Origin of the sequence: Brevundimonas sp. (genome assembly GCF_031412435.1) — a bacterium.
GTDB lineage: Bacteria > Pseudomonadota > Alphaproteobacteria > Caulobacterales > Caulobacteraceae > Brevundimonas.
In genome coordinates this window covers 1-26,256 of record NZ_JANODA010000080.1, presented here as the reverse complement: position 1 = coordinate 26,256, position 26,256 = coordinate 1, and the positions used below count along the sequence as shown (strand labels likewise).

General features: G+C 66.9%; 28 protein-coding genes. 15 read left to right on the top strand and 13 right to left on the bottom strand.

All coding sequences use genetic code 11. From position 1 onward, the window contains the following. Positions 1-63 precede the first annotated feature (63 nt). The 3 genes from RMO01_RS15610 to RMO01_RS15600 all read left to right on the top strand — a co-directional run bounded on the left by RMO01_RS15610 (position 64) and on the right by RMO01_RS15600 (position 1,598). Complete coding sequence (locus RMO01_RS15610; protein WP_309629984.1) at positions 64-501, top strand: peptidase S1; 438 nt, start codon at positions 64-66, stop codon at positions 499-501. Positions 502-608: 107 nt separating this feature from the next. Beyond that, positions 609-1,067, top strand: coding sequence for a peptidase S1 (locus RMO01_RS15605; RefSeq protein ID WP_309629983.1), 459 nt, complete (start codon positions 609-611; stop codon positions 1,065-1,067). A 99-nt stretch (positions 1,068-1,166) separates the two neighbouring features. After that, a complete protein-coding gene (locus RMO01_RS15600; protein WP_309629982.1) occupies positions 1,167-1,598 on the top strand; it encodes a peptidase S1 in 432 nt (143 codons plus the stop codon). Positions 1,599-1,601: 3 nt separating this feature from the next. Here RMO01_RS15600 and purL read toward each other — a convergent pair whose 3' ends face one another. After that, the gene (gene purL, locus RMO01_RS15595) at positions 1,602-3,800 is read right to left on the bottom strand and encodes a phosphoribosylformylglycinamidine synthase subunit PurL (RefSeq protein WP_309629981.1); all 2,199 of its coding nucleotides are present in this window, start codon (positions 3,798-3,800) and stop codon (positions 1,602-1,604) included. A 149-nt stretch (positions 3,801-3,949) separates the two neighbouring features. On the opposite strand from purL, the gene RMO01_RS15590 reads away from it, so the two are divergent. Continuing rightward, entirely contained in the window at positions 3,950-4,696 is a 747-nt protein-coding gene (locus tag RMO01_RS15590) for a matrixin family metalloprotease (RefSeq protein WP_309629980.1), read from the top strand. An 18-nt stretch (positions 4,697-4,714) separates the two neighbouring features. Next, the gene (locus tag RMO01_RS15585; protein ID WP_309630038.1) at positions 4,715-7,078 is read left to right on the top strand and encodes a DUF4214 domain-containing protein; all 2,364 of its coding nucleotides are present in this window, start codon (positions 4,715-4,717) and stop codon (positions 7,076-7,078) included. 71 nt (positions 7,079-7,149) lie between these two features. Here the strand turns inward: RMO01_RS15585 and RMO01_RS15580 are convergent, their stop codons facing one another. Further along, the gene (locus tag RMO01_RS15580) at positions 7,150-7,953 is read right to left on the bottom strand and encodes a hypothetical protein (protein WP_309629979.1); all 804 of its coding nucleotides are present in this window, start codon (positions 7,951-7,953) and stop codon (positions 7,150-7,152) included. 96 nt (positions 7,954-8,049) lie between these two features. On the opposite strand from RMO01_RS15580, the gene RMO01_RS15575 reads away from it, so the two are divergent. Next, entirely contained in the window at positions 8,050-8,220 is a 171-nt protein-coding gene (locus RMO01_RS15575; protein ID WP_309629978.1) for a hypothetical protein, read from the top strand. Here RMO01_RS15575 and purQ read toward each other — a convergent pair. Genes purQ through purC form a run of 5 tightly spaced genes read right to left on the bottom strand, consistent with a single transcriptional unit; the run spans position 8,217 to position 10,692 of the window. Then, positions 8,217-8,879 carry a phosphoribosylformylglycinamidine synthase subunit PurQ gene (gene purQ, locus RMO01_RS15570; RefSeq protein WP_309629977.1) on the bottom strand — a complete coding sequence of 221 codons (663 nt, stop codon included), beginning with the start codon at positions 8,877-8,879 and terminating at the stop codon, positions 8,217-8,219. The two genes, RMO01_RS15575 and purQ, sit on opposite strands and share 4 nt — an antisense overlap. Positions 8,880-8,912: 33 nt before the next feature. Next, on the bottom strand, positions 8,913-9,122 hold the full coding sequence (locus RMO01_RS15565) for a hypothetical protein (protein ID WP_309629976.1): 210 nt from the start codon (positions 9,120-9,122) through the stop codon (positions 8,913-8,915). 57 nt (positions 9,123-9,179) lie between these two features. Next, entirely contained in the window at positions 9,180-9,644 is a 465-nt protein-coding gene (locus RMO01_RS15560; protein ID WP_309629975.1) for a YbhB/YbcL family Raf kinase inhibitor-like protein, read from the bottom strand. Between the two features lie 53 nt (positions 9,645-9,697). Further along, a complete protein-coding gene (gene purS, locus RMO01_RS15555; RefSeq protein WP_309629974.1) occupies positions 9,698-9,934 on the bottom strand; it encodes a phosphoribosylformylglycinamidine synthase subunit PurS in 237 nt (78 codons plus the stop codon). Next, a complete protein-coding gene (gene purC, locus RMO01_RS15550; protein WP_309630037.1) occupies positions 9,934-10,692 on the bottom strand; it encodes a phosphoribosylaminoimidazolesuccinocarboxamide synthase in 759 nt (252 codons plus the stop codon). Before purC ends, purS begins: the two co-directional genes overlap by 1 nt. Positions 10,693-10,984: 292 nt before the next feature. Here purC and RMO01_RS15545 point away from each other — a divergent pair, with 292 nt between their 5' ends. Further along, positions 10,985-11,308, top strand: coding sequence for a DUF1476 domain-containing protein (locus RMO01_RS15545; RefSeq protein WP_309629973.1), 324 nt, complete (start codon positions 10,985-10,987; stop codon positions 11,306-11,308). 200 nt (positions 11,309-11,508) lie between these two features. Here the strand turns inward: RMO01_RS15545 and RMO01_RS15540 are convergent, their stop codons facing one another. The 4 genes from RMO01_RS15540 to purB form a co-directional block, all read right to left on the bottom strand. Beyond that, positions 11,509-12,123: a fasciclin domain-containing protein gene (locus RMO01_RS15540; RefSeq protein WP_309629972.1), complete on the bottom strand. Its 615-nt coding sequence runs from the start codon at positions 12,121-12,123 to the stop codon at positions 11,509-11,511. A 99-nt stretch (positions 12,124-12,222) separates the two neighbouring features. Beyond that, entirely contained in the window at positions 12,223-12,726 is a 504-nt protein-coding gene (locus tag RMO01_RS15535; RefSeq protein ID WP_309629971.1) for a DNA-deoxyinosine glycosylase, read from the bottom strand. Continuing rightward, positions 12,723-13,466: a 2OG-Fe(II) oxygenase family protein gene (locus tag RMO01_RS15530; protein WP_309629970.1), complete on the bottom strand. Its 744-nt coding sequence runs from the start codon at positions 13,464-13,466 to the stop codon at positions 12,723-12,725. The genes RMO01_RS15535 and RMO01_RS15530 overlap by 4 nt, the downstream gene beginning before the upstream one ends. Positions 13,467-13,469: 3 nt before the next feature. After that, the gene (purB, locus tag RMO01_RS15525; protein ID WP_309629969.1) at positions 13,470-14,765 is read right to left on the bottom strand and encodes an adenylosuccinate lyase; all 1,296 of its coding nucleotides are present in this window, start codon (positions 14,763-14,765) and stop codon (positions 13,470-13,472) included. A 69-nt stretch (positions 14,766-14,834) separates the two neighbouring features. On the opposite strand from purB, the gene RMO01_RS15520 reads away from it, so the two are divergent. Beyond that, positions 14,835-15,527, top strand: coding sequence for a glutathione S-transferase family protein (locus RMO01_RS15520; RefSeq protein ID WP_309629968.1), 693 nt, complete (start codon positions 14,835-14,837; stop codon positions 15,525-15,527). A gap of 68 nt (positions 15,528-15,595) precedes the next feature. After that, entirely contained in the window at positions 15,596-15,730 is a 135-nt protein-coding gene (locus RMO01_RS15515) for a hypothetical protein (protein WP_309629967.1), read from the top strand. Positions 15,731-15,874: 144 nt separating this feature from the next. Here the strand turns inward: RMO01_RS15515 and RMO01_RS15510 are convergent, their stop codons facing one another. Together RMO01_RS15510 and RMO01_RS15505 are read right to left on the bottom strand one after the other, a co-directional pair. After that, complete coding sequence (locus RMO01_RS15510; RefSeq protein WP_309629966.1) at positions 15,875-17,611, bottom strand: lytic transglycosylase domain-containing protein; 1,737 nt, start codon at positions 17,609-17,611, stop codon at positions 15,875-15,877. Between the two features lie 129 nt (positions 17,612-17,740). Beyond that, positions 17,741-18,544: a uracil-DNA glycosylase gene (locus RMO01_RS15505; protein ID WP_309629965.1), complete on the bottom strand. Its 804-nt coding sequence runs from the start codon at positions 18,542-18,544 to the stop codon at positions 17,741-17,743. A gap of 208 nt (positions 18,545-18,752) precedes the next feature. On the opposite strand from RMO01_RS15505, the gene RMO01_RS15500 reads away from it, so the two are divergent. The 6 genes from RMO01_RS15500 to RMO01_RS15475 form a co-directional block, all read left to right on the top strand. Then, on the top strand, positions 18,753-20,405 hold the full coding sequence (locus RMO01_RS15500) for an electron transfer flavoprotein-ubiquinone oxidoreductase (protein ID WP_309630036.1): 1,653 nt from the start codon (positions 18,753-18,755) through the stop codon (positions 20,403-20,405). Between the two features lie 164 nt (positions 20,406-20,569). Then, positions 20,570-22,402, top strand: a complete 1,833-nt coding sequence (locus RMO01_RS15495) for a tetratricopeptide repeat protein (protein WP_309629964.1) — start codon at positions 20,570-20,572, stop codon at positions 22,400-22,402. After that, entirely contained in the window at positions 22,399-23,301 is a 903-nt protein-coding gene (locus tag RMO01_RS15490; RefSeq protein ID WP_309630035.1) for a 4-(cytidine 5'-diphospho)-2-C-methyl-D-erythritol kinase, read from the top strand. The genes RMO01_RS15495 and RMO01_RS15490 overlap by 4 nt, the downstream gene beginning before the upstream one ends. Before the next feature lie 199 nt (positions 23,302-23,500). Further along, complete coding sequence (locus RMO01_RS15485; protein WP_309629963.1) at positions 23,501-24,553, top strand: fasciclin domain-containing protein; 1,053 nt, start codon at positions 23,501-23,503, stop codon at positions 24,551-24,553. A gap of 82 nt (positions 24,554-24,635) precedes the next feature. Next, the gene (locus RMO01_RS15480) at positions 24,636-25,538 is read left to right on the top strand and encodes a glycine--tRNA ligase subunit alpha (RefSeq protein ID WP_309629962.1); all 903 of its coding nucleotides are present in this window, start codon (positions 24,636-24,638) and stop codon (positions 25,536-25,538) included. A 143-nt stretch (positions 25,539-25,681) separates the two neighbouring features. Next, on the top strand, positions 25,682-26,256 hold a 575-nt coding region (locus RMO01_RS15475; protein ID WP_309629961.1), incomplete at its 3' end, for a glycine--tRNA ligase subunit beta.

The following is a 26,256-nucleotide window of genomic DNA, read 5'->3' as shown; positions in this document are numbered from 1 at the left end:
GCTTCGAGGAGTCATGTTCTCCTCCGACAGCGGGGCTGTTGGCGCACGATAAGGGGCCCAGAAATGAAAACAGTGATCTTCACGGCGTCGCTCTGTGCTGCGGCCCTTTTTGCTATGGGCGCCTCGGCGCAACAGCGCGTTTCGCTTTCCGCCGGTTTCGTGCCCGATCCGGTGACGGTCGAACTCTATTCGGGCGGCGGCGAGCAGGCCTCCGATCTGGGAAGTTCCTGCGTCGGAACGGTCGCCAGCAGTCCGGATGTCGTGCTGAACTTCAGCTCGGCCGGCGGTCGCCTTGCCATCGGCGTCCTGTCCGGAAGCGACACCAGCCTGGTGATCAACGGACCCGACGGCCGCTTCTACTGCAACGATGACAACAGCGGCCTCAACCCGGGTCTGGTCTGGGGTCAGGCCCCCAGCGGCCAGTACGACATCTGGGTTGGCGCCGTCGGCGACGCGGGTCCTGCGACCTTGATCATCACCGAAGGCAGCCTCGACTACTGATCTTTCATCCGGACTGATGACGCCCGCCTGAGCGAGAGCGCCCGGACTCCCGCCAGCCTGCGTCACGCCAATCCATCAACGAACCAAAAAATCGAAGGAAACAGCCCATGCGTACCGTGCTTCTTGCCTCCGCCGTGGCGGCCGCCCTGATGGCCTGCGCCGCCACGTCCGTCGCCGCCCAGAACCCCAGCGCCGCAGCCACCTCGGGCGGCATGCGCGCCCGCGCCGGCTTCACCCCCGATCCGATCCGGGTCAGCATCTATTCGGGCGGTTCGGTCGACGCCTCCCGCCTCGGCGGCGCCTGCGTCGGCATGATCGCCAGCGCTCCGGACTATGAGTTCACCTATACGGCCGGCTCGTTCCCGCTGAGCTTCGGCGTCGTCTCGGACGGCGACACCAGCCTGGTCATCAACGGCCCGGATGGCCGCTGGTATTGCAACGACGACGCCGAGGGTCTGAACCCTGTCCTGACCTGGGGCCGCCCGGCGAGCGGGTCCTACGACGTATGGGTCGGCGCCGTGGGCGAGGCCGCGTCCGCGACCCTGCTGATCTCCGAGTCTAACTAGTCCATCGCAACGACTGAAACGGGCCGTCGGAAAAGGCGGCCCGGCCCTGCCAGCAGAATCCCGGCCTTGCGTTTCACCGGCGTCTCAGGAGACCCGCCCATGCTTACCCGCTTGTCGGCCTTGGCCGCTCTTTGCACTGTAGCACTCGCAAGCGCGGCTTCGGCCCAGGAATACGTCGAGCTGACCGGCGGCTTCGGCCCCGATTCCCACAATGTCACTGCCTATGCCGGCGGCGATATCGACGCCTCGACGATCGCCGGCGGCTGCGTCGGCATGGTGGGCGAGAGTGACCAGGTCACCCTGTCCTTCACCGCCTATGGCGGCCCCCTGATCATCACCGCCTATTCGGAAGCCGACACCAGTCTGGTCGTCAACGGACCGGATGGCCGCTGGTATTGCAATGACGACACCGAGGGATTGAACCCGCAGGTCCGCTGGAACAGGGCGCAGAGCGGCGTTTACAATGTCCGTGTCGGCGCGGTCAGCTCCAGCGCCCAGGGTGTCCCGGTCGTCGTCGCATTCATGGAGTAGGGCTCAGCCCTCGATCCAGCCGGGCATCCACCCCTCGTGGATTTCCCTCAGGTGTTTCAGCGGGATGCTGAAGAGATCCGTCGAGGCGAAGGCGTCGCCCTTGGCCTGACCGACGACCGAGGCGTGCAGACCCGCATCGCGCGCCGCCGCCAGCACCTCCTGCGGGTTCGGGACTGCGACCAGGTAGCGGGCCTGGTCCTCGGCGAACAGCAGGACATGGGCGTGGGTGGCGCTCGACGCGTCCAGCACCACGCCGCAATCCGACGCCAGGGCCAGGTCCGCCGCCGCACCGATCAGACCGCCATCCGACAGGTCGTGCACGCAGGTCAGGCGGCCGCTCTCGATCATTCCGCGCACGAAGTCGCCAGTCTTGCGTTCCAGCTTCAGGTCCACCGCCGGCGGCGCACCGTCCTCGCGGCCCAGAACCTCGCGCAGATAGATCGACGCGCCCAGCTCGCCGTTGGTCTCGCCGATCAGCACCAGCGAGTCTCCCGTCTCCATGGTCGAGAACCCGGTCACCACGTCGTAGTTGGTCAGCAGGCCCACGGCCCCGACAGTCGGGGTCGGCGGGATCGCGACGCCATTGGTCTCGTTGTAGAGGCTGACGTTCCCGCTCACGACGGGGAAGTCCAGCTCGCGGCAAGCCTCGGCCATGCCGTCGATGGCGCGAACGATCTGCCCCATGATCTCGGGCCGTTGCGGGTTGCCGAAGTTCAGGTTGTCGGTGATGGCGATGGGCAGGGAGCCGACGGCCGTCAGGTTCCGCCAGGCCTCGGCGACGCACTGTTTTCCGCCCTCGTAGGGGTCGTTCTGGACATAGCGCGGCGTGCAGTCCGAGGTGACCGCCAGACCCTTGTCCGTCCCATGCACCCGCACCACGCCGGCGTCCGCGCCGGTGGCCGAATCCTGCAGGGTGTCGGCCATCACGTGGCGGTCGTACTGCTCCCAGATCCAGCGCTTGGACGCCATGTCGGGACAGGTCAGCACCTTCAGCACCGCGTCTTCCCAGACCGTCGGCGCCGGCACCTCGCCGGGCGACAGACGCGGATGCAGCTCAGGCTGGACCCACGGGCGGTCGTACAGGGGGGCGTCGTCGAACAGCGGCGCGAGCGGCACGTCGCACACGACCTCGCCGTGGTGGTTCAGGATCAGGCGGCCGGTCTCGGTGGTCATGCCGATCACGGCGGCGTCCAGACCCCATTTTTCGAAGATGCGGTAGCCGTCCTGTTCGCGGCCCGGCTTCAGCACGGCCAGCATCCGCTCCTGGCTTTCCGACAGCATCATCTCATAGGCGGACATGCCGGTTTCCCGCTGGGGCACCATGTCCATGTTGAGCTCGATGCCGACGCCGCCCTTGCCGGCCATCTCGACCGACGACGAGGTCAGGCCCGCCGCGCCCATGTCCTGGATCGCCGCCACGGCGCCCGAGGCCATCAGCTCCAGGGTCGCCTCAATCAGCAGCTTTTCCGCGAAGGGATCGCCGACCTGGACCGTGGGGCGCTTGGATTCCGATTCGTCGTCGAATTCGGTCGAAGACATCGTCGCGCCGTGGATGCCGTCGCGCCCGGTCTTGGAGCCGAAATAGACCACCGACATGTTCGGCCCCGGCGCGGCCGAGTAGAAGATGGCGTCCGCCTTGGCCAGGCCCACGCACATGGCGTTGACCAGGATGTTGCCGTTGTAGCCGGCGTGAAAATTGGTCTCGCCCGCCACCGTCGGCACGCCGACGCAGTTGCCGTATCCGCCGATGCCCGACACCACCCCCTTGACCAGACGCTTCGTCTTCTCGTGCCCGATATCGCCGAACCGCAGCGCGTTGAGCAGGGCCACCGGGCGCGCGCCCATGGTGAAGACGTCGCGCATGATCCCGCCCACGCCCGTCGCCGCGCCCTGATAGGGTTCGATGTAGGAGGGGTGGTTGTGGCTCTCCATCTTGAAGATGCAGGCGTCGCCGTCGTCTATGTCGATGACACCCGCGTTCTCGCCCGGCCCGCAGATCACGCGCGGGCCCTTGGTCGGGAACTTGCCCAGATGAATCTTCGACGACTTGTAGGAGCAGTGCTCGGACCACATGACCGAGAAGACCCCCAGCTCCAGCTGGTTGGGCTCGCGACCGAGCCGGTCGAGGACGACCTGATATTCAGCGGGGTTGAGGCCGTATTCGGCGGCCAGCTCGGCCATGGTCTTTTCGGAAGCGCTCATGGGGCGCGCTTCTAGCGGTGATCCGTCTCACTGTCAGCCCACGCCGTATCGCCTACGCCTGTGCGAGCGCTCGCGCGAATGTTATCGATCAAAGGTTGTAACGTCGCCCGGAGAACGGCGATACGGTGGCGGACTGAGGGGAGTTCATCATGTGCATCGTTTGCGCGTCTGGCCTGCAGGCTGGTCCCCGCGGGTTTGTCGCTCAGGGCTGGCTGGACCATACGGCGGACGGCGCCCCCGTGGTCGGCCCCCTCGGTGCGACGGAGGTCAACGACTATCGGGCTATCGTGTCGTCCAGCTGGAACATCGGGAGCAACTTCCAGCCGCTCTACGGGCGCGGCGCCTTCATCAGCTTCTCGTTCCAGACCAGCGTGCAGAACAGCGTGCTGGAAGGCGGCGCGTTCTCGACTTTCAACGCCGCGTTCATCAACAGCTTCCAGCCCCTGACCCTGACCCAGACGGAAGCAGCCCGGACCGCGCTGCGGCTCTGGGGCGAGGCGAGCGGCATTACCTTCTTTGAGGTTCCCTCCGGCATGGGCGATATCCGGTTCGCCAACTTCGATTTCAGCCTCGGAGGCCCCAATCCGCCGTCCGGGGCTGCGGCCTACGCCTACTACCCGGGGGCGGGGCTCGGCGGGGACGTTTTCGTGGGCAGCACGAACTTCACCTCGGTCCAGCTGTTCCTGCACGAAATCGGACATTCGCTCGGCCTCAGGCATTCCTTCGACGGAGCTTCCGTGTTGCCGAGGGCTTTGGACAACTGGGCCAGCACGGTCATGAGCTACACGTCGGGCGGGAACCCGGGCAACGTCCTGGGCACGATCGACATTGAAGCAATCCGCTACATTTACGGCGGTCCGGATCAGGACGGCACCCAGGTCGCGAGCTGGTCCTGAGATGCGGCGACCTACACACTGACGCAAGGTGGCGGCGCTGGTGCGGATGCGATCCGAGGCATGGGTGCTCGCAACATCATCGACGGCGGCGCGGGCGACGATCGCCTTACGGGCGCGGGCGAGGCGGACACCCTGACAGGCGGCGAAGGGGCGGATCAGTTGTTCGGCAATGACGGCGCGGACATCCTGCGCGGCGGCGCCGGGGCGGACATTCTGAACGGAGGCGCCGGGCTGGACGTCATGGACGGTGGGGATGGCGACGACGTCTTCAACGACTCCTTCGGCGACGGCTTCAACATCGACGGCGGGGCGGGAAGCGACCGGCTCACCATTTCCGGTGGTGTCTTCAATCAGCCGGTGATTTTCTCGCTTGCTGCCGCGATCGCGTCCGGATCGGTGCTGACGGGAGTCGAGTTCGTCACCATCAACGGGAACAGCGCCGACGACAGGCTGACCGGGGCGGATACCGCGGATGTTCTCTTTGGCAATGACGGCAATGATGTACTGACAGGTCTTGGAGGCAATGACACGCTTTACGGAGGCCGGGGCCACAACATTATGGACGGCGGAGAGGGAAACGATTTCATCGTCGTCACCATGGGGTCCACCTTCGCGGCTGACGGGGGTGCCGGTTCAGACACTTTGCAGTTCTCGGCGGATTCAAACGGCGGAGTGACCTTCTCGCTTGAAGCAGCGCTGGCCGGAGGCTCGACCTATCGCAATGTGGAAACGATTTTGCTGGTCGGCAGTTCGGGCGGCGACCGGCTGACCGGTTCGGCAGAACGCGACTTCATCTACGCCTATGGAGGCAATGACATCCTCCTGGCGGGGGCCGGGAACGACTACCTGCTGGGGGATGCGGGATATGACTATGTCGAGGGCGGGACCGGCGACGATTATATCGACGGCGGCGCTAACGACGACGCGCTCGATGCGGGTTCAGGCACGGATTTCGTCGTTGGCGGGGCGGGTCTGGATACGCTTCTGATCGGGCTGCGTCAGTCGGATGTGGCGGTGACCTATCAAGGCTCCCAGATCATCATCACTGCGGCCGGGATACGCACGACGATCAACTCCGGGATTGAGGCGGTCCGGTTTGCAGATCAGATCGTTGAAGTCGGCGTCGACGGCCGGCTGATGGCCGCACGGTTCGTCAACGGCACGGCCGGGGCGGACACCCTGGCCAATGGCGCGGGAGCCGACAATGTCATCGGCGGAGCGGGCAACGACATCCTCATGGGAGGCGCGGGCTCGGACTTTCTGAACGGAGGCGAAGGCATCGATGCCGCTGCCTATTCCAGCGCCTCGCGGCGGTACAATATTGTGGGCAACACAGTCATTGGCGGACCTGAGGGCGGGGCTGACACCCTCACGGCCATCGAGGAGGTTCGGTTCGTCGACGGCGTCCGTACTTTCGACGTCAACTCCCAGGCCGCCCAGATCATGCGCCTGTATGACGCCGCCCTTGATCGTGCGCCGGATCAGGACGGGTTCGAATCCGTGCTGGATCGGCTTGAGAGCGGCCAGTCTCTCCAGCAGGTCGCCGCGATCTTTCTGGCTTCACCGGAGTTTCAGTCGCGCTACGGCGCGCTGAACAATCAGCAGTTCATCGAACAGCTCTACCGCTTCTGTCTGAATCGCGAAGGGGACGCCGCCGGCATTCAAAACTGGGTCAATGTCCTGAACTCCGGTGTTGGCCGCACCGAGATGCTGGTGACCTTCTCCGAGAGCGTTGAGCATCGTAACCTGACGCAGGGGGCCCTGGCCCAGGGGCTGTGGGTGGCGGATGAGGCTGCCCTGAAGATCGCGCGGATGTATGACGCCACCTTCGACCGTTTGCCGGATGCGGGCGGCCTCGGCGTCTGGACCTCGACCCTCAAGGGTGGAATGTCCATGATCGACATCGCTACGGCCTTCGCAGGCTCTGCAGAGTTTCAGCAACGCTACGGAGCGGTCACCAACGAGCAATTTATCCGTCAGATGTATCAGTTCTGCCTGAATCGGGAACCGGACGCTGCAGGGCTCGCAACCTGGACGGAGCAGCTTAGCGCAGGGACCAGTCGCGCCCAGATGCTGCTGAATTTCTCGGAAAGCGCCGAGCATGTCAGTTTGACCCGCGCATCGTGGATTGGCGGCGTTTCGCTTAGCGACCCACTGCCGACGACGGCGTCACCGGTCACCGAAAGCAAGGATAGCCATCCCCTGATCTTGCCGGACTGGGAAGACGGTTTCGATCTGGACAACTGGCTGCCCGGGGCTTCGGACAACGGGTATGCCAGCTTCGACGGCGCGTTCCGCGCCGTCGATGAGGGCGTATACTCCTGGGCCGCCGATCGGCTTTCTGCACTTGTCGATCCGGGAACGCACGACTGGATCGTCTGATCGGGCGGAACAAGGACCGCTATCCGCAAGACCCACGCGCGTCAGATCGCCGCCGGCGCCTCCGCGACGGATCAGGCGGCACGCCGTATCCCCAGCACGATCACCAGCCCGCCGCCCAGCACCACCAGTGACGCCGCCAGGGACCCGAACGCCAGGACGGCATTGCCCTTCTCCTGCTCCGCGACGAATACGCCCAGCAATCCCCAGGCGATCGGCAGGGGATAGGCCAGCAGTCGGGTCCGCCAGGTGACGAACAGGCCCAGCGCCGCCGCGACGACAACAGCGACCAGGGCCCACGCGGTCGGAGGAAGGATGGCCGGCAGGTCGCCGTTCCCTGTGGCGACGGTCAAGAGGTTCACCGGCGCCGCCACGGTCAGCCATCCCGCCAGCGCAGCGAGCGGCCAGATCGTCATCCATCGATCCCGGTCGCCCTTCGCCAGGCTTCGGATGGCGTCCGCTTTCTGCAACAGCGCAATGAGCAGAACGATCAGCGACCCGAAGATCAGTACGATCGTGGCGACTTCCTGATCCCACGCTGCCGCAAGGATCCACCAGCCGATACCGAGCAGCGCGAGCACCGACGGCCAGCCGAATGCGCGGAGTATCTCGGTCTCACGTGTCTTCGGCAGCAACTGGCGGACGGCATAGATGATCAGACCCAGATAGATCGGCCCCCAGATGGCGAAGGCCCAGCCGACGACCCTCAGGGTCGCATCGCTGTCAGCGGCGAACTCGGCCGGCGATTGCCCGAGGTTCACCAGTTGTTGCAGTTGGCCGGTAGCCAGCGCGAAGACCATGCTGGCGAACACAGCCAGCCTGCGGGTCTGCCGGGACGGGTCGGCAGGAGCGAGAGTCGTGGGGGGCAAGGTGCTCATACCCGACACTACGCACATCACGTATCAAAGTTCAGCCGGAACCGGCCGTTCCGGGATACGCTATCGTTGTCACAGCCCCGAACAGGAGAACCGACCATGGTCGATCCCAAAATTCCCGCCGACATGCCCGATCCGGACACCGCAGAGGTCGAGACCAATCTTGCGCTGGAGCAGGGGCTCGGCGTAGGCGCCAAGGAACTCGCATCGATCGGCGAATCCGGCGCCGAGGGCACCCTGGAACGCGACGAGGAGTCCGACGAAACCTAGGCGGCCGCGTAGATAGACCGGAACAGGGTTGCGCCGTCTGCGGAGCCCAGCTCGGCCTCGAAGGCGCGATCGGGGTGGGGCATCAGGCCCAGAACATTGCCGCGCGCGTTCTGGATGCCGGCGATATCGGCGACCGAGCCGTTCGGATTGTCGACATAACGGAACACGACCTGGCCCTCGCCCTCGATCCGGGCGAGGGTCTCGGCGTCGGCGAAATAGTTTCCGTCGCCATTGCCCTGGGTCATGACGACCTCGCGCTGGCCCTGATAGCCGGCGGTGAAGCGGGTCTGGCCGTTGGTCACTTCGAGCGTGATCGGCTTGCAGACGTATTTGAGGCCCGCGTTTCGCAACAAGGCGCCCGGCAGCATTCCGGCCTCGCACAGAATCTGGAAGCCGTTGCAGATACCGACCACGGCGACGCCGTCGTCGGCCGCCTTCTTCACAGCCTGCATGACCGGCGACTGCGCCGCCATCGCGCCGCAGCGCAGGTAGTCGCCGTAGGAAAAGCCGCCCGGCAGGACGATCAGGTCGAGGCCCGAAGGCAGTTCGGTCTCCTGGTGCCAGACCATCTCGACCCGCTCGTTCGTCGACCGCTCGATCGCGACCTTGCAGTCGCGGTCACAGTTGGATCCGGGGAAGACGATGACGGCTGCGCTCATGGCGCGGGCGTTTAGCAGGGTTTGTCCGGCTTGTCAGTGCGCGGGTTCGACGAGTCCGAGACGCACCTCTATGCGATCCACGCGGTCGTCCATATGGCCCAAACGATTGTAGATATTGCCCACATCCTGCTGGATCGCGACAAGGTGGCCTCGAACGGCGGTCATCTGCTGCTTCAGATCGGACATGTCGGAGCGGACGGCGGATACATCCGTTTGCACGGCCTTGAGCACCTCATTGATCAAGGCGTTTGTCGCATCGCCATGAGGCGAAACCTCTCGGAGTTCGCAATGGCCTCCAACTCAGCCCCTGTTCTCGTAGGTCGCCGTGATCGAGGCCCGCGCCAGGGTATGGAAGTGCAGGTTGAAGCCGAACACGGCGCCGGAGTTTTCGGGCGTCACGTCCAGCGCCTCCGTATCCACGGCGAAGACGGTGAAGATGTAACGATGCGGGCCGTGGCCGGGAGGCGGCGCGGCTCCCCCGAATCCCGGATGGCCGTAGTCGGTGCGACCCTCGACCACGCCTTGAGGCAAGGGGCCGCCCGCAGGGAGCTCGCTGACGTCAGCGGGGATGTTGGCCACGGTCCAGTGCCAGAACCCGGAACCTGTCGGCGCGTCGGGATCGAACACGGTAATGGCGAACGACTTCGTCCCCGCCGGCGCGCCCGACCAGGTGAGATGCGGGGAGGTGTTCCCCCTCGCCTGGACCTGGGCGTCCGGCAGGACGTCGCCGTCCTTGAAGTCGTTGGAGGTCAGGGTGAAGGCCATGGTGCGCTCCCTTACGTTCGGCGTCCGAAACGACCGCCCCGCGGAAACGGTTGCTAGGCGACCTCGACCCGGTAGCTCTCGATCACGGTGTTGGCCAGCAGGGTCTCGCACATCTTCTTCGCCTCGGCGGCGGGATCTTCCGCGCCTTCGAGATCGAACTCGATCAGCTTGCCGACCCGGGCGTCGGCGACGCCGGCCCAGCCCAGCCCCTTCAGGGCGCCTTCGACGGCCTTGCCCTGAACGTCCAGCACGCCGGGCTTCAGGAAGACGTGAACCTTGACCCTGGCCATCAGTGCAGTCCCCCCTGAATCACGGTCGGCATGTCCTTCATGATGCCGAGGCGTTTGGCGACCTCGGTATAGCTTTCGATGACATTGCCCAGGTCGCGACGGAACCGGTCCTTGTCCATCTTCTCGCCCGTCGCCGTGTCCCACAGGCGGCAGCTGTCCGGACTGATCTCGTCGGCCAGGATGACGCGGGCGAAGTCGTTCTCCCACACCCGGCCGAACTCGATCTTGAAGTCCACCAGGGTGATGCCGACCGCGCCGAACATGCCCGACAGATAGTCGTTCACGCGCAATGTCATGGCCAGCATGTCGTCGATTTCCTGAGTCGAGGCCCAGTTGAACGCCGTGATGTGCTCTTCGGTGACCATCGGGTCGTTGAGCTCATCCTTCTTGTAGTAGAATTCGATGATCGAGCGGGGCAGGGGCGTGCCCTCTTCCTGGCCCAGGCGCGTCGCCAGCGAGCCGGCCACGATGTTGCGGCACACGACTTCCAGCGGAATGATCTCGACCTCGCGGATCAACTGCTCGCGCAGGTTCAGCCGCTTGATGAAGTGGTTGGTGACGCCGATGCCGTTCAGGCGGGTCATCACGAACTCGCTGATGCGGTTGTTGATGACGCCCTTGCCTTCCAGCGTCGCCTTCTTCTGGGCGTTGAAGGCCGTGGCGTCGTCCTTGAAATACTGGATCAGGGTGCCGGGCTCCGGGCCCTCGTAGAGGATCTTGGCCTTGCCTTCGTAGATCTTCTTGCGCTTCGAATTCATCATCTTGGGTCCCGGACGGGGATGCGCTGTCGCCTGAAAACGAAAATCGCGCGGCCAGAGTGTCGTCTGGGCGGCGCGATCCGGTCTCGAGCTGAGCGGGAAATAGGTCGAGCTCTCCTTAGCGGAATGCGCCCTGCGACACAAATGACCGTCCAAGGCCACAGCGACGAAAAGTCCGTGGACGGGAGGCGCACTGCGAGCGTTATCCGTTGCGTTCGTTGACGCCGGGTCATAGACCTCCCCGGCGGCGCCGCCACATTTCTCTGGCCCGCGACGGATGGACTGACGACTGATGACGACCTTCAATGATCGGGAAAAGGGCTACGAGTCCAAGTTCGCGCTCGATCAGGAGCAAGAGTTCAAGGCCATGGCCCGCCGCAACAAGCTGCTGGGACTGTGGGCGGCCGAGAAAATGGGCCTGAGCCCCGATTCGGCCGAGGAGTACGGCAAGGCCGTCGTTCGTGCCGACTTCGAACAGCCGGGCGAGGAAGACGTCTTCCGCAAGATCGCCGGCGATTTCAAAGGCTCCGGCCTGACCGTCTCCGAGGGCGAGATCCGCTCCAAGATGGACGAACTGGCCTCCATGGCCCGCGACCAGGTCCGCGCAGGCGAATAAAGCCGCTTCTTCGAGTCGGCCGTCCCCCTGGGCCAGGTCCCGGGGGTGACGGCTGTTGCCTATCGGGCAAGAAAAAGGGCCGCAGCGGGGGGTCTGCGGCCCTTCCTTGATCGGGGGCTGGGGGGGATAGCCTCACCCGATGTTTTTGCGTCTTGCGCATCTGAAAAATGCAGCACTCCGCAAAAGGTTCACCGAAAAATTCAGCCCGGCATAACGACGGTGTCGATGACGTGAACCACGCCGTTCGATTGCAGGACGTCGGCCTGGGTCACGCGTGAGGTTCCGCCCTTCTGGTCGGTCAGGGTGACCGAACCGTCCGGGTTCACATTGACCGTCAGGGTATCGCCTTCGACCGTGGTCAGCTCGACCTTGCCGGCGTTGGCCTGGGCCTGTGTGGCCAGATCGGCGGCGGTCAGGCGGCCCGGGACGACGTGATAGGTCAGGATCTCGGTCAGGTCCGCCTTGCCGGCTGGCGCCATCAGGGCTTCGCGTGTGGCGACCGGCACCTTCTCGAAGGCAGCGTTGTCGGGCGCGAAGACCGTGAACGGGCCGGGTCCGGACAGGGTCTCGGCCAGACCCGCGGCCTGGACGGCGCTGACCAGAGTGGTCAGGTTCGAGGCCTTGGCGGCGTTGGCGACGATCGTCTCGTTGGGGCTCATCGAGGCGCCGCCGACCATCGGATCGGTCGTGACCGGCGCGGCCTGGGCCGGGGTCGCTTCGGCGGCGGGGGCTTCGGTTTCGGCTCCGTTGTTGCACGCGGCCAGACCCAGCAGGGCGGCCGAGGCGACGGTAAGGGTGAGCATGCGGGTGTTCATGTCGTCTCTCCTGAGGACCCGCCTGTGATCGGCGGCGTCTGAGCAAAGACGGGTGGGAGCGCGAAAGGATGCACGGTGACCAATACGCCGCAGGCGCCTTCAGGCGTCTTCGGCGAGGAAGGCTTTCAGCCTGGCCCAGTTTTCCGCTTTTTCCGCGAGGGTCCGGGATGCATGGGCCGGGCTGGACGACGGCAGGTCGATCAGGGTCAGCCCCTCGACGCCGGCCAGAATCTTGCGCCCGCCCTTCGCCGCCGTCGCGCCGTTGAAGGCGACGACCTTCAGATTCGGCAGTCCGGAAATCAGGCCGCGCAGGTCGGCCGCCTGGGGCGACCGGATGGCGGCGTCCAGACTTCCCGTCCGTTCCGCCGAGGCGATCACGTCCCACAGCCCGACCCCGGCGACCCTCAGGGCCTCGACGCGATCGGAATAGGCCATGGCGTGAAGGTCTCGACCGATGGCCACGCCGATCAGCCGCCAGAAGCCGTTCTGAGGATGGGCATAGTACTGGGCGGCCTTCAGCGAGGCGTCGCCGGGGAGGCTGCCCAGGACGAGGACGCGGGTCCGGTCGTCGGCGAGGGGCGCGAAGGCCCGTTTGACCGTCACCGCCCCTGTTCGGCGTAGGGCTTGTCGTCGCGCAGCCAGCCCGTGATCGACAGCCGCGGCGCCCCGGCGTAGGGGGCCACGGTCGCGACCGTATGCCATTGCGGCGTCCTGAACAGGGTCAGGACATTGAACCTCGGCATCAGTCCTCGCGGCACGTCTCCGGCCTCGTCGTGGAACAGCAGCTGGCCGCCCCAGTCGGTCCTCCAGTCGCGCGTCAGGCCCAGCGTATAGGCCGCTCGCCGTTCGCCGACGCCGGTGTCGTTGTGCAGGGTCAGATAGTCGCCGGGCCGGAACAGGGTCGCCTGTGCATCGATCTTGGTGATCCCGGTCTCGCCGGCCACAGCGGCGCAGAAGTCCCGCGCCTCCGGGCTGTTCAACAGCTGAACCAGTTCATGTGTCGGATGCCCCGGCTCTTTCCCGGCCAGCAGGGCGTCGATGATCGGATAGGACAGGAAGCAGAAGCCAAACCCCGTCCGCGCGCCGGTCATCGCGTCGCGCGCTTTCGCCGCCACGCCCTCGCGACCCAGGGTCCGGATCGCCTCGGGCGACAGCCATTCGCCCTTGCCGGCCGCATTGGTCAGCGAAAGGCCCCAGGGCGTCCCGGTCTTCAGCGCCGCTTCCAGCCGGTCGGCGCTGTCTGGCGTCAGGAAGTCAGACACCTGAACCATGCCGTCGCGCTGGAACGCCCCGGCGAACTCGCGGGCGTCCAGTGCGGGGTTCAGGCGGATGGATTCAGGCACGCCCTATCCGAACACGCGCCTGAACACCGTGTCCACATGCTTGGTGTGGTAGCCGAGGTCGAACAGGGCCTCGAGTTCGGCGTCGGGCACGATGACCTCGGGGTCTTCCTTGAGGAAGTCGAGGAAGTTCCCCTCGCCGCGCCAGACCTTCATCGCGTTGCGTTGAACGGCCGCATAGCTGTCCTCGCGCGACTGGCCCAGCTGGGTCAGGGCCAGCAGCACGCGCTGCGAGTGAACCAGGCCACCCAGCTTGTCGAGATTCTTCTGCATGTTCTCGGGATAGACCAACAGCCGCTCCATCACCCCGGCCAGACGGTTCAGGGCGAAGTCGAGGTGGATGGTGGCATCCGGGCCGATGCCGCGCTCGACCGAGGAATGGCTGATGTCACGCTCGTGCCACAGGGCGACGTTCTCCATCGCCGGCACGACCGACGAGCGGACCAGACGGGCCAGGCCGGTCAGGTTCTCGGTCAGGATGGGGTTGCGCTTGTGCGGCATGGCCGACGAGCCCTTCTGCCCCTTGTCGAAGAACTCCTCGGCTTCGAGGACCTCGGTGCGCTGCAGGTGGCGGATCTCGACCGCCAGCCGCTCGATCGAGGAGGCGACGACCCCGAGGGCCGCGAAGAAGGCCGCATGGCGGTCGCGCGGGATCACCTGGGTCGAGACCGGCTCGACCTGCAGGCCCATCTTCTGGGCCACGTATTCCTCAACCGCCGGATCGACATTGGCGAAGGTCCCCACGGCGCCCGAGATGGCGCAGGTGGCGATCTCTTCCTTGGCCGTGATCAGGCGGCGTTTCGCCCGCTGGAACTCGGCGTGATAGCCGGCCAGCTTCAGGCCGAACGTCACCGGCTCGGCATGGATTCCGTGGCTGCGGCCGACGGTCGGGGTGTATTTGTGCTCCTTGGCCCGCGCTTCGAGGGCGGCCAGCACCCGGTCGACGCCCGCGATCAGCAGGTCCGAGGCCCGCGCCAGCTGCACGGCGAAACAGGTGTCCAGCACGTCCGAGGACGTCATGCCCTGGTGCAGGAAGCGGGCTTCCTCGCCGACCGTCTCCGACACATGGGTCAGGAAGGCGATGACATCATGCTTGGTCGTGCGCTCGATCTCGTCGATCCGGTCCGAGTCCCAGGCGGCGTTCTCGCCCTTGGCCCAGATGGCCTCGGCGGCCTCGGTCGGGATCACGCCCAGCTCGGCCATCTTCGTGGCGGCATGGGCCTCGATCTCGAACCAGATCTTGTATTTGGTCTCGCTGGACCAGATGGCGACGGCTTCGGGGCGGGAATAGCGGCTGATCATGGGCGCGGGTAAAGGCTTTCCGGGCCGAATCTGTCAAGGAAAGTCGGCGTCATCACTGGGAGAGCGACCGTGGAACTCATCGTCGGCAACATCGCCTTCTCGACCTGGTCGCTGCGGCCCTGGCTGGTGCTCAAGCGCTGCGGGGCCGAGTTCACCGTGCGGGAGATCCCTCTTTACGGCCCCGAATCGGCTCCCGCCCTCGCCGAGCACTCGCCCTCGGGCAAGGTTCCTGTGCTGAAGGTCGACGGCGTGACCATCTGGGATTCGATGGCGATCTCGGTCTTCGCCACGGAGCGGTTCCCGGACGCGAAGCTGTGGCCGACCGACGCTCATGCCCGTTGGCTGGCCCGCTCGGTCGCCTGCGAGATGCATTCCGGCTTCGGCGCGATGCGCAACGAATGCGCCATGGGCCCGGACGCCGCCGGCGTCATTCACACCATGGTCGGCCCCGACCGCGCTCCGACCCCGACCAGCGAGACCGTCGCTTCGGACGTCCGCCGGTTCGTCGCCATCGTCACCGAGATGCGGGCCCGCTTCGGAGCCGACGGGCCTTACCTGTTCGGTGAATGGTCGATGCCGGACGCCTTCTTCACCCCCCTGGCCACCCGCATCCGCCACTATCAGATCGACCTGGCGGACCATGGCGACGTCGATGGCGTGGCGGCTACATATGTTGCCGAGCTGCTACAGCAGCCGGACTTCCTCGAATGGGTGCAACTGGCCGTCACGGTTCGGCCTCAGGTGAGCATCAGAGCCGATTAACGAGACCTGCGAACGAGCCCTTAAGGGAACGGCGTTACGGTCCCGATTGAACCTGAGACCGCGCCGCCATGTCCGCACAGCCGACAAATGCTCCGAACATCGCCCCGCCGGAGGCCCAGCGCCGCCCGACGCTGATGACCTATGGCGTGTTCATTCTGGTCGGTTGCTGCCTCTGCGCCTCGCTGGTCGGCAGCATCCTCTAGGGTGTTCGGCGGTCGTGCAGGCGGTCGATACCTAAAATACTCAGGAAATCAGCTACTTGTCGGCGTTGTCTGGCGTGGGCAGCCAAGACTTGCACTCTCTGGACTCGGAAAAACCGAGTCCATTCGGGTCCAGCGGCTTGGGGCTCAGCGCGTCCCGACCGGCAGCATCGACGCCACCTGAACCGGCTCGGTCGGCGTCGGCAGTTGTCCGGGCGGCGGGGCGACATAGTCCAGGCTGATCGGCGCCAGCGTCTGCCCCGCCGCCACCGCGTCCAGAGTGTTCAGCGGCCCGCCGGTCATCCGCTGATAGATCCAGTAGGCGGCCACGACCTTCTCCACGTATTCGCGGGCCTGGGGCACGTCGATCGTCTCGATCAGCAGCAAGGGATCGGGGTTCGGACCCAGCCGACGCAGGGCGCCCAGCATCGGACCCGGCCCGGCGTTGTAGCTGGCCACGGCGCGCAGCAGGTCGCCCTGGAACTCGGGCCGGGCCAGCATGCGGTTCACATAGTTCTGACCCAGGCGGACATTGGTCGCCGGCTGGAACAGGCGCTGCGGGTTGGAGACGAAGCCCCGGTCGCCGGTCATTTCGGCGGCCGTCGATGGCATCACCTGCATCAGGCCATAGGCGCCGACCGGCGAACGGGCGGAGGCGTTGAAGGCGCTCTCCTTGCGGGCGATCGCATAGACCAGCGACCGTTCAAGGGTCCAGCCGCCCTCGGGCGTGATCTCCGGCATCGGATAGTTGGCCGCATCGATCCGCGTCCCATCGCCGTTGCCGCCGCCCAGGCGCGGACCCAGCACGCGGGCGAGACCGGTCCAAAGCCGGCGTGTCCGGTCGCTGGCGGTGCGCAGCCCATTTCTCAGTTCGTCGCGCGCGTCGCCGGCGCGACCGATCTCGAAGAAGGCGACGGTGCGGCGGGCGCGGGCGTCGCTGTTCAGGAACTCGTCCATCTCGCGCTGGTTGACCCCGACGGGCCCGTCGCTGACCGAAGACGTGCGGGCCACCGCCTCATAGGGGGTCGGGCCGCCGCTGTTGACGATGGTCGGCTCCTGGCCCAGCTGACGCAGGGCGATCTGGCCGTAGAAGGTGGCGGGCCAGCGGGCGGACAGGCTCAGGAACTCCTGGATCTTGTCCTGACGACCGATCTGACCGGCGGCGCGGGCGGCCCAGACGCCGGCCCCGGCTCGGGTCCAGCCGTCCTCCGTCGGATCCACGGCGACGCGCTCAAAGGCCGTGAAGGCGCGGGGGAAGTCGCCCATCCGCCAGGCGGCCAGGCCCACGACCCACCAGTCGCCGATCTGTTCGCCCTGCATCACGGCGCCCTGCAGGTCGTCGCGGTTCAGGGCGACGCGGGCGGCCTTGGCGGGATCGGCCTCGGAGTTGCCGCCGGCCGCCGCCACCTGATCCCAGGCGCGGCTGAAGAAGGTCCCGGTCGGACGGCGAGGCTCTTCGGCGCCGTCGGGGCGACGGCGCATCGCCAGTGCATGGACTCTTTGCGCGCTGGGCAGGTCGGCATAGTCCTGAAGCCAGGCCGCCAGCTCGTCATAGGTGGCGGTGTGGTCGGGGTGGAACAGGCGTTCGAACTCGACCTGTCCCAGCAGGACGCGGTCGCCGGCCTGACGCGCCGAGTTGCGGGCCGTTTCCAGATCGCCGCGACGCAGGGCGTCGAAGGCGCTGGTGTAGCTCAGCCGGTCGGCATTCGAGAGGGCGTTGGTGCTGATGCGAATTCCCTGTTCGCCGTCAGCCTCAGCTTCTGAGGCGACCACCGACAGGTAGGGTTCGGGCGCAGCGAGGGCGGGCAGGGCGGCGGCCGACAGGCCGGCCAACACCAGGGCGAACGTCGGCGCCCGGAAGGCGCGGCGGCGGATACTGTACAAGGCGGCGGCCCCCTCGTGCTGCGCGTTCCCGTCTCGATTCAGGAGACGCGTGCTCTGCGATCGGTCGTCAAACAATAAGTATGCCGTAATGCGGTGAATCCCTCAATCACATCAGCGGCATGGAACCCTCTAACTTTGGTTCTGGGCCTTTTCCTGTCCGTCCAGTTTGACGGCCAGTTCCAGCAGGTCCGCCCACACCTGGCGCTTGGCCTGGGGCTGCCTCAGCAGGAAGGCGGGGTGCAGCGTCGGCATGACCGGGGCCGAGACGTCGCCTTCGGCCAGCCGCCATTCGCGCCACTGGCCGCGCATCCGCATGATGCCTTCGTCGGTCTTCAGCACGCCCTTGGCCGCCGCCGCGCCCAGCAGCAGTACGGCTTTCGGCTTCATCAGAAAGAAGGCTCGCTCCACGAAGGGGGCGCAGACCGCCTGTTCCTGGGGCGTCGGGGTCCGGTTGCCCGGCGGACGCCAGAAGACGGTGTTGGTGATGTAGATCCGGTCCGTCAGCCCCGCCGCCGCGATCATCCTGTCCAGCAGCTTGCCCGCCTGGCCGACGAACGGTTCGCCCACCGCGTCTTCTTCAGCGCCGGGCGCCTCGCCGATGATCAGGATCGGGGCGTGCGGATCACCGCGTCCGAACACGCAGCCCCTGGCTCCCATCCCGACCAGTTCGCAGCCCTTGAAGGTCGCCGCCGCCTCGGCCAGCGCCTCCATGGTGTCCGCGCCGTTCGCCAGTCTGCGCGCGTCTGAGGTCGCATCGACCATGTCCACGACCGGCGTCACGGACGCCGTCGCCCTGGTCACGGCCTTGAGGGCAGGGGCGACGACGAGGGTCCGATCGACCGCCGCCTCTTCGAAACAGGCGTCCACCCCTGCGTCCGCCCAGAAGGCGAGCAGGCTTTCGATCGCGGCGATGTCTGGGGGCTGGGCGTTCATGCGTGTGGCTCGCAGGGATAGGCCTTGACCGCCCTCGCGTCACCTTCCGATAAGTGTCCATAAACAACAAAGCCCATCCGACGCGCGAGGAACAAGAAACGACATGGCTGAGGAAGCGATCGAAGGCGGCGTTGAAACAGCGGCCCAGGAGGCCATCCTGGACAACCTGCCGCCGCTGGAGGCGCTTCAGGGCGTCGAGCGCGAGGTCATGGAGTATGATGTCCTGATCGTCGGCGGCGGCCCGGCCGGCCTCGCCGCCGCCATCCGCCTGAAGCAGCGGGCGGAAAAGGACGGCAAGGACATCAGTGTCGCCGTGCTGGAGAAGTCCGCCGAGGTCGGCGGCCACATCCTGTCGGGCGCCGTGATCGACCCCAAGGCGCTGAACGAACTCTTCCCGGACTGGAAGGCAATGGGCGCGCCGCTGGAGACGCCGGTGACGAAGGATCGGTTCATGGTTCTGGGGCCGATGGGCCAGATCAGCCTGCCGATGGCGATGCTGCCGCCCATGATGCACAACGACGGCTGCTACATCGCCTCCTTGGGCAACGTCACGCGCTGGCTGGGCGAACAGGCCGAGGGCATGGGCGTCGAGGTCTATCCCGGCATGGCCGCCAGCCATGTCGTCTGGGACGAACCGTCAGGCCGGGTGAAGGGCGTCGTCGCCGGCGTCTTCGGCATCGACAAGCACGGCGCCCCGACCGGCGACTTCCAGCCCGGGATCGAGCTGCATGGCAAATACGTCTTCATCGCCGAGGGCGTGCGCGGCTCGCTGGCCAAGACCATCACCGCCCGACACAAGCTGCAGGATGGCAAGCAACCCCAGAAATACGGTATCGGGCTGAAGGAGCTGTGGCAGGTCCCGCCCGAAAAGCACCAGCCGGGCCTGGCCCAGCACACCACCGGCTGGCCGCTGGACGAGCACACCGGCGGCGGCTCCTTCATGTACCACTTTGGGGACAACTACGTGGCCATCGGCTACGTCGTGCACCTGAACTACAAGAACCCGTTCCTGTCGCCGTTCGACGAGTTCCAGCGCTTCAAGCACCACCCCGCCATCGCCGAACATCTGGAGGGCGGCACCCGCATCTCCTACGGGGCCCGGGCGATCACCGAGGGCGGCTTCCAGTCGGTGCCGAAACTCAGCTTCCCCGGCGGGGCCCTGATCGGCTGTTCGGCCGGGTTCGTGAATGTGCCGCGCATCAAGGGCAGCCACAACGCCATGAAGACCGGCATGCTGGCCGCCGACGCAGCCTATGAGGCGGTCATGGCCGGCCGGTCCGGGGACGAACTGGTCGAGTATCAGGCCGCCTATGAGGCCAGTTGGGTATTCAAGGAGCTGAAGGCCGTCCGCAACGCCAAGCCCTTGCTGTCGAAACTGGGCACGACACTGGGTGGAGCCGCCGGTCTGTTCGACCTGTGGACCAACCACCTGACCGGCCTGTCGCTGTTCGGCACCCAAAAGCACGGCAAGACCGACGCTCAATCGACCGAACTGGCGTCGAAGCACAAGCCGATCGCCTATCCGAAGCCGGACGGGAAGCTGTCGTTCGACAAGCTGTCGTCGGTGTTCATCTCCAACACCAACCATGCCGAGGAACAGCCCGCGCATCTGAAGCTGCTGGATCCCACCGTTCCGATCCGGGTCAACCTGCCCAAATACGGGGAGCCGGCGCGGCTCTACTGCCCGGCCGGGGTCTACGAGGTCGTCTATGCCGACGAGGTCGCCCGGACCGATCCGAAGTTCGTCATCAACGCCCAGAACTGCGTCCACTGCAAAACCTGCGACATCAAGGATCCATCGCAGAACATCGTCTGGACCACCCCGGAGGGCGGCGGCGGCCCGAACTATCCGAACATGTGAGTCCTCCCCCATGGAGGAGGGGGCCACGAAGTGGTGGAGGGGCCAGCCGCACATGCCATCGCTCTCAGCGGGCCCACTCCGTCTCTCGCTGCGCTCGATCCACCTCGCCCGACGGGGGAGGATTGGGCCTTGTCCCGGCCGCATAAGCCGGTGAATGTTGGGGAATGCGTCATGCTTCCCTCCGCTCGATCCTCGTCGCCTTCACCGCCCTGACGGCGGCGCCTGTCTTCGCGCAGGAGGCCCCTCCGGTGGCCGACCCCGCGCCGCGGATTCAGGACGTCCTGCCAGAACCGGTGTTCTCGCCGCCTCCAAGCTTGTCGCCGCCCCTCGCTCCTCTGATCGTGGTGGGTGAGAACGCGGACGCGCCTGCGCCGACCATCGAGGCCATCCCCCGGGTCTGGTCTCCCGCACCCCGCGATGAAGAGGGGCGCACGGCCTACGGCCTCTATCTCTCCGGCCGATCCGCGCTGAGCCGGGGCGAAGCCGAGACCGGCGCCGCCTATCTGAGCGCCGTCGAGAGCCTGACTCCGGAACAGCCGACGGTCCGGGAGCAGGCCTTGATCGCCGCCCTGCTGGCCGGCGACCTCGACCTCGTGGCCCGGATCGCGCCCGATCCCGCAACGGCCTCGCCGGGGATCGCGGAGGCGGGAGCCCTCGTGACGGTGGTCCAGACCTTCGTCCGGGGTGAGGCGCGCGCGGCCAACGAGGTTCTGAAGGTCCGCCCCGTCCTGGCCCCACACGCCCGCGCCGCCGCTCTGATCGGGCCGTGGATCGCGGCCGCCGCCGGAGACTGGGACACGGCCCTGGCCGAACCCGATCCGACTGGCGATCCGGTGACCGTCCTGTTCGGCCGATATCACCATGCCCAGCTTCTGGAGCATCGCCGTCGGTTCGACGAGGCGGAGGCCAAACTTCAGGCCCTCGCCTTCGACGCCCGGGCCGCGCCCCTGTTCCGTGCCGCCTATGGCGAGTTTCTGGAACGTCGCGGCAAGCGCGCCGAGGCCCTCGCCTTCTACGACACGACCCTGGCCTCCGGGTCGCAGGACCCGGGCATCGTCTCGGCAAGGGCGCGTGTCGTCGCCCGGGTCCGGCCCCCGGCGCTGGCCGACTACCGCGACGGCGCGGCCCGCGCCCTGATCATCGCCGCGCGTCAGGCGTCGAGCGAGAACGCAAACGAGTTCGCGGTCGTCTATCTGCGCCTGTCGCTGAACCTGAAACCCGAGCCTGAAGCCCGGTATCTGCTGGGCCAGACCCTCGCCCAGGCGAACCTGAATACAGCCTCGCGGGCCGCCATGGCCCAGGTGCCGCGAAGCGACGCGCCCCTGTATGCCGGCGCCCAGGTCGCCATTGGTCTCAGCCTGGCCGGCGAACAGCGGCAGGACGAAGCCCTTGCCGCCTTCCAGGCCGCCCGTGAGGCCAGCCCCGCCGATCCGGCCATCGCCTTCGTCACGGCCGGCCAGTTGCTGCAGATGGAGCGGTACGAAGAGGCGCTGACCCTGCTGAACAGCCCGCTTCTCGACACTGTGGAACAGGGCTCCAACGTCCGCTTCCTGCGCGGCGCCGCCTATGAGTCACTCGGCCGTATCCCTGAGGCGGAGGCGCAGTTGTGGGCTGCCTTGCAGGCGCAACCCAACGAACCCTCCTACCTGAACTACCTCGGCTACCTCTGGGTCGACAGCGGCACGCGGGTGGCGGAGGGGGCTGAGATGATCGCCCGCGCCCATGCCGCCGATCCCGGCGACGGCAACATCCAGGACAGCCTCGGATGGGCCCAGTATCGGCAGGGCCAGTACGACACCGCCGTCGAGACCCTGGAGCAGGCCGTGGCCAAGGAACCGGCCAACGCCGAGATCAACGACCACCTCGGCGATGCCTATTGGCAGGTCGGGCGTCGGCGCGAGGCAGGCTTCCAGTGGACCCGCGTCCTGACCCTCGATCCCGACGACGAACGCCGTGCCAAGGTCGAGCGCAAGCTGACCGAGGGGCTCGAGCTCTGAACGCGCCCTGGCCCGACACGCTCTCGGCGCTCGCTCCGGCAAAGGTCAATCTGTTCCTCCATGTCGGCGCGGTCGCCTCCGACGGCTACCACCCGCTGTCCAGCCTCGTGGCCTTCGCCGACGTCGGCGACCGCGTCTGGGTGACCCATGCGGATCGCCTGTCCCTGACGGTCACCGGCCTGTTCGCGGGCGCGCTGGCAGGGGAGGACGATAACCTGATCCTGCGAGTCGTGCGCGAACTCGGACATGTGGCGGGGATCGGCGAGCCGTCTCTGGCGATCACCCTGGAGAAGACCCTTCCGATCGCTGCCGGTCTGGGCGGCGGTTCATCGGACGCCGGGGTCGCCTTGCGGCTGGCCGCCAGGGCGTTGGGCCTCGCCCTGCCCGACACCGAGCTGGCGCGGATTTCGCGGGTGGTCGGCGCCGACGGCCCCATGTGTCTCGCGGCCCGCTCCGCATGGGCGGAGGGCGTCGGCGACCGGGTGACCTTCGAGCCGGCGCTTCCGCCGCTGAATGCGGTTCTCGCCAATCCCGCGCGCCCGTCGCCGACCGGGGCGGTCTACCGGGCCTATGACGCCGGAGCGTCGAAGTCCGCCGACCGTCCCGCGCCGCCTCGAGACTGGTCGCCCGCGACAGTGACCGACTGGCTGGCTCGCCAGCGGAACGACCTTCAGGCGCCCGCCGTGTCTCTGGAGCCTGAGATCGGCGCGGCCATGTCCGCCATGGCGGCGACCGGCGCCCGCCTCACGCGGATGTCGGGATCGGGCGCGACCGTTTTCGGCCTGTTCGACGACGCTGAGGCCGCGGCCGGCGCCGCCGCTAACCTGCGCAGCAACCACGGCAATTGGTGGGTCGAGGCGGCGGTGTTGGGCGACGATGCGGCGAATGCGAAACAATAAGGCCAAGTAACGGCGCTGGAGTGTCGCAGGCCCAGAGACGGCCCAGAGATTGCCCGAAGTTTTACCTTGTCCCTGTAAATAACGACACGATGTGGAACCTGTGCGGTGTCAGACGCTTTCATTGGCTTCGTAACACTGAGTAACGGGCCGCGAGCGTATCCTCACCGGCGGCCTCTGCAGCATTGAAAAGGATACTGTCATGCTTCGCACTCGTCTTCTGACCGCAACCGCCGCTGTGGCCCTGTTCGCCGCCGGCTCCGCCTTCGCACAGACCGCCCCGACGGCCCCCGTGGGTCCCGCTACGACTCCGCCTGTCGCCGCCGAAGATCCGGTCGAGGCGCCGGCTGCCGCAGCGGCACAGGCCGCGACCAACGCCGCCCCTCCGACGCAGAGCGCCCCTGTCGTGGAAAACAATGTCGTTGATGTCCTGCGCGCCAACGGTCAGTTCACGACCCTGCTGACCGCGCTCGATGCGGCCCAGCTGACCGAGACGCTCAGCACTCAGCCGGCGATCTCGATTTTCGCACCGACTGATGCGGCCTTCGCCGCCCTGCCGGAAGCGGATCGCACGCGCTTGATGGACCCGGCCAACGTCAATGAGCTGCGTCAGGTGCTGCTGTACCATGTGATCGTCGCCGACGTGGATTCGAGCCAGCTCGAAGGCGCCAAGGGCGGCGTGCAGACCGCCGCGACGACCGAAGTCCAGCTGGACGGCACGGGCGACGCCATCAAGGTCGACAACGCCACGGTCACGACGGCCGACGTCGATGCGGGCAACGGCGCGATCTTCATCATCGACCGCGTGCTGAACCCGGCCGAGTCGCTGGTCGCCACCGGTGACGCCGAGGCTGCCACCGCCCCGGCCGCTGACGACACCGCAACCGAGACCCCGCCCGTCGATGAGGCTGTTGAAGGTCCGCCCCCCGCCGATGACGCCGTAACCACGGACGATTCGGCCACCGCCGAATCCATGGACGCCGACAGCGCCGCCGACGAGGGCGCCGTCGCCCCGCCGCCGACCACGCCTGCGGCTTCGACCACCGCGGAACCGACCACTCCGGCGGTGACGTCGCCGACGAGCACCACGGGCACGACGGGCACGACGCGTCCGGCGACCGGGGTGAATGCGCCGAACGGCCAGCCGGCTGCGACCACCACAACCGTAGCCTCGCCGACGGTCCCGAACCCGACCGACGGCCAGGTCGATGAGGAGGACGCCGACGAAACGCCGACGCCCACGCCGCAGTCGTAATCGCGGCCCACGCGTGTTGAGTTGAGAGGCGGCAGACCCTAGGGTCCGCCGCCTTTCTCTTTGCCCAAAGACTGACCTCCCCGTGGCCACACCGTTCAAGAAGCCTGACAGCCCCCTGGCCTTCCAGGACCTGATCCTGACCCTCCAGAAATACTGGGGCGACCGGGGCTGCGCGATCCTGCAGCCCTATGACGAACAGGTCGGGGCCGGGACCCTGCACCCCGCCACGGTGCTGCGCGCCCTGGGCCCGCGCCCGTGGAAGGCTGCCTATGTCCAGCCCAGCCGCCGCCCCGGCGATGGTCGCTACGGCGAGAACCCCAACCGGCTCCAGCACTATTACCAGTTTCAGGTCATCCTGAAGCCGAACCCAGACGACCTTCAAGACCTCTACCTGGGCTCGCTGCGGGCCATCGGCATTGATCCCAAACTGCACGACATCCGCTTCGTCGAGGACGACTGGGAGAACCCCACCGTGGGCGCCTGGGGGCTGGGCTGGGAGGTCTGGTGCGACGGCATGGAGATCAGCCAGTACACCTACATGCAGCAGGTCGGCGGGCTGGACTGCTCTCCCGTGGCGGGGGAGCTGACCTACGGGCTGGAGCGCCTCGCGATGTACGTGCTGGGCTACGACCGGGTGTACGACATGCCCTACAACGCCGCGGGCGTGACCTACGGCGAGGTGTTCCTGGAGAACGAGCGGCAGCAGTCCGCGGCGAACTTCGACGGCTACGACGTGGCGGGTCTGCAGCGGCGGTTCGCGGACATGGAGGCGGAGGTCGGGCGCCTGCTGGCTCTGCGCGGGCCGCAGGGCCAGCCGCTGGCGCTGCCCGCCTACGATCAGGTGCTGAAGGCGTCGCACCTCTTCAACCTGCTCGACGCCCGCGGCGCCATCGCGGTGGCGGAGCGCGCAAGCTACATCGGCCGGATCAGGGACCTGTGTAAGGCGTGCGCCGAAGCGTGGGTTTCGGCGGAGGCGGCGCTGTGATTGTCCAACCGCTCAAAAGGACTTTGAAACGGCAAGGCGCAAAGAACGCCAAGGAGTCTCGAAGTCTTGGTGCGCCCTTGGCGTTCTTTGCGTCTTGGCGTTTCCAAGTGTTTTTTGAGCAGCCAGGCGGGGAGCACTAGGCTTTGCCCCAGCTTCTCCTCGAACTGCTGTCCGAAGAGATCCCCGCGCGCATGCAGCAGCAGGCGGGGCGGGATCTTGAGCGGCTGATGCTCGATCGGCTCGCGGAGCAGGGGCTGCTGCCGGAGGCGACCAAGGCGTTTGCGGGGCCGCGGCGGTTGACGTTCGTGGCCGAGGGGCTGCCCGTCGCGCAGGCGGACCGGAGCGAGGAGCGCAAGGGGCCGCGCGCCTCTGCGCCGGAGCAGGCGCTGCAGGGGTTCCTGCGGTCCACCGGCCTGACGCGCGAGCAGTTGACCGAGCGCGACGGCGTGTTCTTCGCCACGCTGCACCGGCCCGGACGGCCCACCGCCGAGATCGTCGCGGAGATCGTGCCCGCGGTCGTCCGCGCCTTCCCCTGGCCCAAGTCCATGCGCTCCGGCGCGGGCAGCCTGCGCTGGGTGCGGCCGCTGCGGCGCATCCTCTGCACCTTCGACGGCGAGGTCGCGCCGTTCGAGATCGACGGGCTGGCGTCCGGGGACATGACCGAGGGGCACCGGTTCCAAGGCTCCCGCGGCGTGCCGGTGCGGACGCCGGACTTCGA